This is a genomic window from Desulfovibrio psychrotolerans (assembly GCF_013340305.1).
Taxonomy (GTDB): Bacteria; Desulfobacterota; Desulfovibrionia; order Desulfovibrionales; family Desulfovibrionaceae; genus Halodesulfovibrio; species Halodesulfovibrio psychrotolerans.
In genome coordinates this window covers 162,756-173,302 of record NZ_BLVP01000008.1, presented here as the reverse complement: position 1 = coordinate 173,302, position 10,547 = coordinate 162,756, and the positions used below count along the sequence as shown (strand labels likewise).

Here is a 10,547-nt window from a genome sequence, read left to right as displayed (position 1 = left end):
GGGGGGGGGGGGGGGGGGGGGGAGAGAGGGGGCAGATCACTCTTCCGGAGGAGGAGAAAACGTGTAGTTTCCTTTGAGGAACTGCTGCACATACCACTCTGTCTGCGCATCCGGAGAAATGGTCAGATCCAGCATGCGCATGGCTCCCAACAACCTGCCCAGCATGTCGAGCTTTTCCATTATCCGCTTCTGGTCATACTTCTTCATCTCCGCACGGATGGAATCGCCCTTCTGAACAACGCGGAAGCCGAGCCAGCGCAAGGTTGCGCCGATGAGCTGCGCACGGCGGATACGCCTTCCCGCGTCTGCTGCGCCGCCCTTGAAGGAGAACATGATATAGTTATCGTTCAAAAGCGGACCGCAATAGGAATCCACAGTGGCGAAATGGTGTCCCATTCTCCCGTGAATGTTCATATATTCACCGGAAATGATGGCATAGTTTGCCCCGCCCAGCCCAGAACCGGGCAGCCTGCTGCGAAAAACGGAATCCGCCACGGCGGCATCACAGCCGGACGACTCCTGCTGTGTGGCATTGGTCCAGCGCACGCCGGGGTGGCTCATGCCTTCCAGCAATGCCTTGAACGGCATGCAGATAATATCCGTTACCTCCGCCATGCGACCGCTCAAAATAGGATGCAGCCCCCCGCCCAAGTCCACAACGAGAAACCGCAGGGGCAACCCCGTGAACAGAGGCACGGCAAGCCCCTCCTGCATGTCCAGATCATCCGCAATGCAGAACATGGAACGCATGGCCATCTCATGGGCAAACCGGATGATATCGTGCAGGGTCTGGCACCCGGAAGCCGTAAATTCTGGGGTCTCCGGGTCCACAAGATTGAGGGGGGCAATGAGCTTGAGAGCCTGCTGGAGCGATTTATACACCGGGCTGCCCTTCATCAGGTTCACGGGTTTGCGCTCGTGCAGAATCTCTGTCACGCGCCCTTCGTACACCACCTGATTAGAGGCATCCAGCGTTACCACCTGCCCGTGCTGAAGCGTATGCGTGGCCCTGCCCACCCCCACAAGCGTGGGGATGCCGAACTCGCGCGCCACAGAAGCCATATGCCCCGTAACGCTGCCCATGTCGGTGATGATGCCGGAAACCTTGCCCATGGCCGCCACGTATTCCGGGGATGTCTGCCGGGCAACAAGGATGGCACCCTGCGGAATGCCGTGCAGCTCATACCCAGTCTCCACCACATGCACAACGCCCGATGCCGTGCCCGGAGACGCCGACTGCCCTCCGGCGAGCAGCATCGCGTACCCCGCAATGAACGCACACGATTCAGGCAACTTGCAGGCATTGGCCTGCATGAGCGGGCGCGCCTGCAGCACCACAAATCTATTCTCGGCATCCATGGCCCATTCCACATCCAGCGGCGTGCCGTAGTGCTCCTCCAGCCGGAGAGCATATTCCACCAGCCGCGCGACCTGCCCATCGTTCAGGCAGGGCATGGTTCGCTGTTCCTGCGGCACGCGCTCGTACATGGTGCCGCCGCCGGGGAGCAGAACAATGCGCTCTTCCTTCAGGGCAACCTGACGCGCTTCCAAGCCCCTGTCACGCCTGCGCACGCGCCAGAAATCGGTATCTGCAGAACCATCCACAACGCTGAGTCCCAGCCCCCATATGCCGGAAACCAGAATATCCCTGTCATCCAGACAGTTTGGGTCAGCTGTATAGATGACGCCGCTGGCCTTTGCAGAAATCATGTTCAGCACCAGCACGCTCATCATGACATCTTCTTCCGAGTAGCCCTTTGTTCTGCGATAAAAGACAGCCCGGGGGCTAAACACGCTGGCTACCACTTCTCGCCATGCGCGTTCCATTTCCTGCGGTGCGACACCGAGCACCGTGGCGTGCTGCCCGGCAAAAGAAGCCTGCGAATCCTCGCATACGGCGGACGAACGGACTGCCAGCCGCACCTGAGACCCGAACGTGCGCACCATGCCCCGCGCAGCTTCCGCCAGTGCCGTTTGCAGTTCCGGCGGCATAGGCGCGGCGAGAATGCGTTCCTGCGCGCTCAGGGCCGCCTCCTCCAGCCGGGCCGTATCCCCAATATCCGTTGCGGAAAGTTCGCGCCGGACATGCTCGAACACGCCGGAATGGTGTAAAAAAAGAGCGGCTGCGGAGGCAGTCACGGCAAAGCCGTGGGGCGTGGGAAGTCCCACCCGGTTACTGACTTCACCCAGATTGGCGGCCTTGCCGCCCACCTCATCCAGATTATCCAGCGAAAGGTGTTCCAGCGGAAAGATAAGGCGGCGGGATTCAAACCTTCTGCGCCGCGAGAGCAGCTTAAGCGCCTCAACACTGATGGATTCCGCCCTGTCGAAGAGTTCCGGATACGCGCCGCCGGAAAGGGAGTTCAGGTCTTCCACAAGGTCGTATACGCCCGCAACAAGCGATTCTGTCAGCTCAAGAGCCTCGTCCTGCGTGAAGGAACGGCCATCGTACATAAGCCGTTCCAGATCGGTCATAAACTCCAGAACCTGATTATTCCCGGCAAGAAGGCTCTTGAAGGTATGATACTTGCGATCCAGCGCCGTCTCGTCGCTGATGCCGCGCTGGCGGGATTTGTTTTTTCTGAAAAACTCAAGAAGCTGTGGCATCGTTTCCTCATGGTATCAGGTCGGATATCCGGCCCAGTCCTTGAAAACGGTGAGCCTTGCATCACGGGCGGCGGGGCGGGCGTATCCTCGGGAACCGCATCGTCTACTCAATGTCTGCCGGGGCGTTCTGCGGCAACAGGATGGTAAACGTAGATCCCTTGCCGGGAGTGCTCTCTGCCGTTATGTCGCCACCAAGTTTTTGAATGATGCCATGGCAGATAGAAAGCCCAAGCCCGGAGCCTTGCCCCGGCTCCTTTGTGGTAAAAAACGGCTCAAACACCCTGTCCAGATTGTCTTTGGGAATACCGATACCCGAATCGGCTATGCGGATCGTTACCCCGTTACCCCGCGACTTTTCCGCATCAATAGTGATGGTGCCCGTGCCGTGGATGGCGTCCATGGCATTGTTCAGCAGGTTCAGCAATGCCTGCCGCAGCAACGAAGGTTCGCTGTGGATGATGGGTAAATCCGGCGCAAAATTCTTTACAATGGCGATATTGTTCAGCATCGCCTCGCGTTCACGCATCCCCACCACCTCGGAGACAACGTTGGCAATGTTCACCTCGCGGATCACAAAGTCCATCTTACGGGCAAAACTGAGCAGTTTATGCGTAATTTCGCGGCACCTGCCCACCTGCGTGGCAATGACTGCAAGCGATTCCTTGAACTCGTCATGCTCCGGAAAATCCGCCATGCTTTCGCGCTTGAGCAGGTCCTGCAACCAGCCTGTGCCCTCACCGATAATGGCAAGCGGGTTATTAATCTCATGGGCTATGCCCGCCGCAAGCTGGCCTATGGCGGCCAGTTTCTGCGACTGGATGGCGTAGTCGTTGAGCATTTTCTTATCCATATCGAGCTGGGCGAAATGCCTGAGCAGACGATGGATGGTCCAGCCGCTCGCCGCAAGCACCACAGCCACACCGAATATGCAGAGAATCAGCAACCCCTTGGCGCGCAACCCCAGTTCGCTGGTCAGCTCGCTCTGCGACTGCTGCACAACCAGCCACCAGTTGGGGTTACTGTTCAGGCTGGCGGCTTCAAACAGCACACCGCCCCCCTTCTCCTGCATAACCGCCCCTTTCTGCCCGGCGGCTACCGCTGTCGCGAGGGAGGAATCTACCGCCTGAAGCATGGCACCGTTGCTGGCAGAACGGGTCTGCAACACCCCGCCAGCGTTGATAATGTAAATTTCGCCCGTGTTGTCGAACCGCACATCGTCCAGCAGCGAACTGAAGAGAAAGGCATTCACGGTTGCGCGCAGAACCCACGTCTGCCCCGCGTTTTCCTGCCGCACCGCGATGATGAAATGGGGCGAACGGCGATACCCCAGAAATACATCGCTTATGGTCACGCCCTTTTCCATGACATCCCTGAACCACGGCTCCTCGCTGTAGTCCCTGCCCATGATGTCATGCGGCCCCACATACGCAATGTGCCTGCCGTTGCCATCCAGAACACCCATGTCCTCAAAAACATGGTCAAAGTCGCGGTCTATGGTGTTAAACAGGTCAAACAGATTTTTCTGCGAACGCAGGTACTCAAGAGAATGCACATGGGCCACAAACTGGACAATCTTCACCATCTCGCCCAGGTGGGCATCTACGGTGCCCTTGTAGCGCGTGGTAAGAAAAGACAGCCTCTGCCCGTGCTGCGCATGCAGGTTCTGCTCTGTGCTTCTGAAAATGTGGGCAAAAAGAAATGATATGGCCAGCAGAGAGGGAACAGTAAGAAAAACAAGCACCGTGAGTATGACCGGACGCTTCCGGGAAGCCGAAGAGGCATTCATATTCGCATCATCCTGAGGTTGCCATCGTTACCGCTGCAGGGACGGACACCCAAATATGCCGATACCACAGCACGATCAACATGCTACAGGCTCTCTTGCTAACACGCCTGCAAAAGAAAGGACAAGAAGCTACATCAGCCATTCCCGAACAACATACGCCACAAAGTTCAGAGCGGCGAGTCCTGCCACGCAGGCGGGCCAGAACCACCACTCCTTGAGTATGGCGGGGTTCCAGGTATTCTTGCCGCGGGGAAGATGATGCAGCGCCTTGAAGGGCACAAACGACTCAGCAGGCGTCTCGCCGGGTGGTGCGCCCTTTTCTTCTGCTTTTCCGTTCAGTGGCTTTACCATGGACCGCCTCGTATCAAAAAGTCTCCCCGCCGCGCAGGGCAACGGGGAGACTGCATTGCATCGGTACTAAAAGCGCATGCTCTTTTCAAGCCTGTCCAGCTGCGCCCGTTCTTCAGCCTTGCGCAGGCGTTCTTCACGCTCCTTCTTCACGGCGTGGGCTTCTTCTATCTTGGCGAGCAGCCCCTCTATCTCATAGGGCTTCATCAGATAGTCAAAGGCACCAAGGCGCATACCTTCCACGGCAGACGGCACGTCCCCGTGTCCGGTAAGCAGAACCACCTCCACCCCAAGATGCTTGGCGCGTATTTCCGCAAGGGTTTCAATGCCGCTCAATCCGGGCATACGTATGTCCAGAATGACCACGTCTATGGGCGTGGTGGCAAGCAGGTCCAGAGCCTCCATGCCGCTGCCCACGCTTTTCACATCGTATTGCCGTTCCGTGAGCCGCTTGCCCAGCGTGGTGCGGAAGCTTTCCTCATCGTCCACGAGCAGCAATCTGGCCTTAGTATCACTCATGATGCACTCCTCCTTGGTACCCGCCGGCCCCAGAGACCGGCGGGATTGCATGCTGCTTCTAATAGAACCCTATCATCGGCCAGTAGACCATTGCACCGAAAGTTGCAACCAACAGCAGGGCAAGGCACCACGGCACTGCGACCTTGATGAAGTCCATCTGGCTGAAGTAGCCGGTGCTGTAGGCAATAATGGTGGGTGGACATCCGATGACCAGCATAATGAACGATGTGGTCAGCGGCGCAAGCATGGCCACTGCCTTGGGCGACATATTCAGCATTTCCGCCATGGGCAGAGTAATGGGCAGGGTAAGTGCCACAGCCGCCGAGTTGCTCATCATGCTGGAGAGGATGGAGCCGAAAAGTCCCATGCCGTAGTAGACCACAAAGGTGGCCTGCCCATCCAGAAGCGGCAGCAGAGATTCAGCAAGGAACTTGCCCGCGCCGGAGTTAAGCATGGAAGCACCCATGGAGACGCCCGCGCCGAAGACAATCCACGATTCCCACGGGAACTTATCGCAGATGGTCTTAAAGGACACGAACTTGGGACCGCAGAAGCCCGCCAGGGCCAAAGAAGCCACAACGCTCACATGCCATCCCGTCAGGTCGGAGAAGGTCCAGAGAAGAAAGGTGGCGGTAAAGATGATGGTAACGCCCAGTTCACGGGTGCTCATGGGGGCCATCTTTTCCATCTTCACGCTGGCGGGCAGTTCCTTCTCCTTGGGGCGGAAGATGAGAAACACCACGCCCCACGTGGCCAGTGCCGTCAGCAGACATATGGGGAACTGAATAACGATGTATTCCATAAAACCTATGGAAACCTCGCCATTGGTGAACTGCTGGAGGATTTCCACAGCCAGAGGGTTACGACCACCGCCCAGCAGCGTGCCGAAACCACCGGCGGAAGACGCCAGCGGAATGAGAATGATAAAGAACTTTGCCAGATTGGTGCTGTTTTGGGGCGTTATCCCCATGGATCGGATGACCGGCACCAGCGCGAAGATCATGATAACGGTTACGGTCGCATCATGGAAGATGGTGGCAAGAACAGTACACCCTACGGCAAGAACAAAGCTGAGCCGCTTCACGCCTGTACCCGCAACCTTGAAAATCCAGTACATGATACGGTTGGCAAGCCCAACCTCGTTCAGCACCACGCCGAACATGACAATCATGAGCACGAACATAACCGCAGGGCTGGCAAAGGGTGCCCACGCCGCCGCAGGCGTTTCTATGCCGAAGAGGATAAGCCCGCCCGCGGCGCACAACGCGGTAACGCCGATGGGAATGGCCTCTGAAACCCACAGTATGACTATGGTGGTCACCAGTGCCAGAAACTTATGCCCCTGAGGCGAAAGGTTTTCCGGCGTGGGCAGCATGTATATGCCAAGCCCCACAGCAAGCGCGACAAGCACCTTAATGATAATAGACTTACCGGACTGTTCGGAACCCTGCTGATCTTCTTCGTGCAGATCCAGCTCATCCGGCGAGTTCATGTGATCCTTGAGTGTAGCCATGTATTCCTCCTTCCCGTATCCCCGGAAAATTCGTTATGGAATGCAGACCGCCTGATCAGGCACTGCAGATATTTTTCATCTTGTCAGCCACTTCCCTGTACACGTCAGAAAACCGGAGGATGCCGACCAACCGTTTCCCGTCCATGACAAAAAGTGAATCGTGCCGGAACATGACAAAACGATGAAACGCGGCGTTTATGGAGTCATCCTGCCCGATGACCTGCGACTTGGTCGGGCGGTTCACCACATCCCGTATGGCTATCCCCTGCGCCGTGGCACACAGGTCGTCCAGCGGCTTCGCCCACAGAGTTGCCGTATTCTTCATGGAATCGATCACATAGCCCACGTTGCCCATGAGCGGGCTTGTGCTGCCGCCCATAACCTTGTCATAGTCTGGTTCCAGCCCGCGCATGACATCAATGGGAGACAGCTTGCCCACAACCTTGTTGCCGTTGTCGCAAACAAGAAGTATGCGCTGCTCCCGCTTGCCTGCCAGATACTCTTCATGAACCTTGTCCAGAGCCAGAACGCCTTCCGCCAGCGTCGCCGTTTCGGCAATCAGGGGAAACTTGGCAACCGGAATCATGTAGTCCTTTACGCTTCCTTTCATTCTCTCTTCCTGCCTTTCTGCGTACAACGCGCCCCGGAGGACCACTGCACGATGTTGGTGAGTTGGCGCGAATACTGCGCGCAAATCAGAAACACGTTTCACACAACTATCAAATGCCGTGCCATCATGGACAGACTGGCACAAAACATCCTGTTAACTCTTTTATATTTCTCAAATTTATTTATGTAACTTTTTTCACAAAGCAGACCGCAACCCACTTGCCTGCCCGACTCCTTGCGTGTTATTGCAGCCTTGCAGGAAACGATTTTGCCAGATTTTGCACGATAATATCCCTGCGCGGAGCAACCTGCGGTCATGCACGGGCACAACGTGGCAGCCGCATTCCGCAACCGCCAAACGTACGGAGGGCCGGACCATGAGACCCAGCGACCCGAAAGGCAGACTCCACTCCACCGCCGTTTCCGGAAGCAAAGCCGCTCCGCGCAAACTGAGCACCCGTCTCTCCCTCATCCTCATTCCTGCCTCCATTCTCATTCTCGCCGCATCCGGGCTGAGCACCTACATCGCGTCTTCAGAGTTCATAAACACCGCCACCGAGCGTGTTTCCCGCGCCCATGCCACCACCACCGCGCATGCGCTGGAAACGCGGATGGAAGGCTACCGCAGGGAACTGCTTCTGGCAGCCCAAATGCCCGTTTCCGCATCATCCATGTTACGGCATCTGGCGGAACACAGAGCGGTAGACGGCGATACCGTCACGGAGTTCGGCTTCATTCCCAACCATGCGGAGGAGCACATCGTCTTTGTGGCGCATCAGGGAGTGACCATTGAACTGAAACCGGAAGAGGTGAAGGAGGTTCGCCCTAATCCCGTGCTCTTTTACGGGGACGTGAAGAATCTGAAACCCGGCGAGGTATGGCTTTCTCCGTTCAAAGAGGTGGAATACCCCTTCGCCCATGATGACGCCCCGCACGCCCGGATATCACTCACCATAATCCGCATGTTCACGCCATGCATGGACGCCGCGGGCGAGGTTACGGGCTACCTGTATATGGGGATTGACGTGCGTAAGCTGCGTAACGTTCTCTCGCTGTACGATTCCACAAAATCTCCCGTGTACGCGTTTCCGCGCAATCCTTCTGTCACGCGTTACACCTTCTTTTACGACGCGGAAGGCTGGGTAATTTTCCAATCCGAATCGCCCGATACGCCGGAGGCACCGCTGAGCACCCTCGGCGTGCGCGCCGTTCAGAAGGGCACCTTAGGCAGACCGGGGCTGCCCAACGCCTTTAAACCGCTGGACGATGAAACACAGTACTGGAACATGGTCACGGAAACGGGCAGAGGCGAACGCAGCCTTTTTCATCTGGACACTGCCGACAAAGACGGCTCTGAACGTCGCAGACATGTGGTCGCCTTTTCGCCGGTGCGACTGCGCCTCTCTTCTTCCGACACCCCGCAGGTCGTCGGAGGCGTTGCCTTTGTGGACAGAAGCGCGTTGGTAGAAAGCGCAGGAAACAGGCACCTGCACATCATGCTTGTCATCATTGCCGCTGCCGTTGCATGCATCACCTTCCTGATAGCCCTTACCACGCGGCTGACGACCCGGGGCCTTATGGACCTTGCATCCAGAGTCTCCCACGTGCGTGAAGAAGGGCGATGGGAAGAAATACGCCTGCGGAACGACGCAGGGTATGAAGCCTCTCTTCTTGGCGATTCCATAAATGCCATGATTGCCACCATACGCAAGCAGCTGGAGGAGATACGCACCAAGGATATCCGCATAGAATCAGCCGCGCTCAAAGAACCCGTGGCCCTGTCCATGGATGAACCCGGACAGGATGAAGATGTTATCTGCCCGGAAATAATCGGCTCAGGCCCGCTCATGCACGCGCTCAAGCGCGACATAGTCAAGGCCGGTCAGGTAGATGTGGACGTGCTCATCGAAGGCGAAACCGGCACCGGCAAGCAACTGGCGGCAGAAGCGGTGCACAGGCTCTCACGCCGGGCGGGCAAGCCCTTCATCTCCATTAACTGCGGAGAACTGGACGAAAACCTGCTTCTGGACACGCTGTTCGGACATGTGAAAGGTGCGTTCACAGATGGCAAAACAGACCGCCGGGGCGCGTTTCTGGAAGCGGATGACGGGACACTGTTTCTGGATGAAATTCAGTCGGCCTCACTCAAGGTGCAGCAGGCTCTTTTGCGGGCCATAGCCATGCGCAAGGTGCGGCCACTGGGCAGCGACAAAGAAATGGAAGTGAATGTGCGCCTCATAACAGCGTCCAACCTGGATCTGAAAACCCTCATTGATCAGGGCAAATTCCGTGAAGACCTGTACTACCGGCTCAAAGTCATAACCATTCAGGCCCCGCCCCTGCGGGAACATTTGCAAAACGTGCCCCAACTGGCACTGCATTTTCTCAAAGAAGCCGAGCACATGGCCGGAAGAACCAGCCTGTCCATCTCCCGCGGCGCTCTGGAAGCCCTGCTGGCATACCACTGGCCGGGCAACATCCGGGAGCTGAAGCACGTAATCATTACCGCCGCCGTTATGGCAGAAGGCAAAGTAATTCAGGCAGAACAACTCAACCTTGACCTGCCGGACACGCCGAGACTCGCTTCTGCTGCAGCGGAACCGCGCCCTGCGCAGCCGCCAGTGGCTTCCACCGTAACACCACCCGGTGCGGAACAGGCTGCTCCCGCAGTACGCCCGTTGCCTCCCGATCTTAACAGGCGGCAGATAGCGGCGTATGAACATGTTCTGCGCACGGGAGAAATAACCAGCAGAGAACTCATCCGCCTCATGGGCGGCGATATCTCCAAACGCACAGCCAGCTACGATATTCAGGACCTTGTTTCCCGCAACCTTCTGTTCCGCGTGGGCAGGGGGCCGAATACACGGTACGTGCTGCCTGAATCTGAACCTGACAAAGGCTGAACGAACATTCCCTACGCCCTGTAACATTCCCGAAGCCCTTTCATCCGGAGCAATACCTGCGGATTGCGGGCTGTTTTCCCGGCCAAAATAGAAGTGGCCGGGTATGGCAGCCCCGGCCACTGGAGAAGGGATCGATGTTTATTTCGATCCGCTTGGGTGTCCCTTGCGTTATTCTCTTTTCCCTGTTGCGAACGGTGTCTCGCACGGTTGCGGCAGCAGTTGCCTGTCACGCCGAGCGGCCCTTTCGGTCTACGTCCCTGTC

The 10,547-nt window shown here is 57.3% G+C and carries 7 protein-coding genes; 1 reads left to right on the top strand and 6 read right to left on the bottom strand.

From position 1 onward, the window contains the following. Window positions 1-36: 36 nt before the first annotated feature. The 6 genes from HUV26_RS08515 to HUV26_RS08490 form a co-directional block, all read right to left on the bottom strand. A complete protein-coding gene (locus tag HUV26_RS08515) occupies window positions 37-2,607 on the bottom strand; it encodes a PEP/pyruvate-binding domain-containing protein (protein WP_174409692.1) in 2,571 nt (856 codons plus the stop codon). A gap of 103 nt (window positions 2,608-2,710) precedes the next feature. Next, window positions 2,711-4,393, bottom strand: coding sequence for a sensor histidine kinase (locus HUV26_RS08510; protein ID WP_174409691.1), 1,683 nt, complete (start codon window positions 4,391-4,393; stop codon window positions 2,711-2,713). A 129-nt stretch (window positions 4,394-4,522) separates the two neighbouring features. Continuing rightward, window positions 4,523-4,744 (bottom strand): hypothetical protein, encoded by a 222-nt coding sequence (locus tag HUV26_RS08505; RefSeq protein ID WP_174409690.1) that lies wholly within the window; start codon window positions 4,742-4,744, stop codon window positions 4,523-4,525. A gap of 66 nt (window positions 4,745-4,810) precedes the next feature. Then, window positions 4,811-5,260 (bottom strand): response regulator, encoded by a 450-nt coding sequence (locus tag HUV26_RS08500; RefSeq protein ID WP_174409689.1) that lies wholly within the window; start codon window positions 5,258-5,260, stop codon window positions 4,811-4,813. 58 nt (window positions 5,261-5,318) lie between these two features. After that, the gene (locus HUV26_RS08495; protein WP_174409688.1) at window positions 5,319-6,773 is read right to left on the bottom strand and encodes an SLC13 family permease; all 1,455 of its coding nucleotides are present in this window, start codon (window positions 6,771-6,773) and stop codon (window positions 5,319-5,321) included. A 55-nt stretch (window positions 6,774-6,828) separates the two neighbouring features. Continuing rightward, window positions 6,829-7,383 (bottom strand): CBS domain-containing protein, encoded by a 555-nt coding sequence (locus HUV26_RS08490; protein WP_174409687.1) that lies wholly within the window; start codon window positions 7,381-7,383, stop codon window positions 6,829-6,831. A 376-nt stretch (window positions 7,384-7,759) separates the two neighbouring features. On the opposite strand from HUV26_RS08490, the gene HUV26_RS08485 reads away from it, so the two are divergent. Then, window positions 7,760-10,285, top strand: a complete 2,526-nt coding sequence (locus HUV26_RS08485; protein ID WP_174409686.1) for a sigma 54-interacting transcriptional regulator — start codon at window positions 7,760-7,762, stop codon at window positions 10,283-10,285. Window positions 10,286-10,547 lie beyond the last annotated feature (262 nt).

Bases quoted from the DNA above. Each gene is read 5' to 3' on its own strand.
- HUV26_RS08510 (WP_174409691.1), bottom strand. From the start codon at position 4,393: ATGAATGCCTCTTCGGCTTCCCGGAAGCGTCCGGTCATACTCACGGTG.
- HUV26_RS08500 (WP_174409689.1), bottom strand. From the start codon at position 5,260: ATGAGTGATACTAAGGCCAGATTGCTGCTCGTGGACGATGAGGAAAGC.
- HUV26_RS08515 (WP_174409692.1), bottom strand. From the start codon at position 2,607: ATGCCACAGCTTCTTGAGTTTTTCAGAAAAAACAAATCCCGCCAGCGC.
- HUV26_RS08505 (WP_174409690.1), bottom strand. From the start codon at position 4,744: ATGGTAAAGCCACTGAACGGAAAAGCAGAAGAAAAGGGCGCACCACCC.
- HUV26_RS08485 (WP_174409686.1), top strand. From the start codon at position 7,760: ATGAGACCCAGCGACCCGAAAGGCAGACTCCACTCCACCGCCGTTTCC.
- HUV26_RS08490 (WP_174409687.1), bottom strand. From the start codon at position 7,383: ATGAAAGGAAGCGTAAAGGACTACATGATTCCGGTTGCCAAGTTTCCC.
- HUV26_RS08495 (WP_174409688.1), bottom strand. From the start codon at position 6,773: ATGGCTACACTCAAGGATCACATGAACTCGCCGGATGAGCTGGATCTG.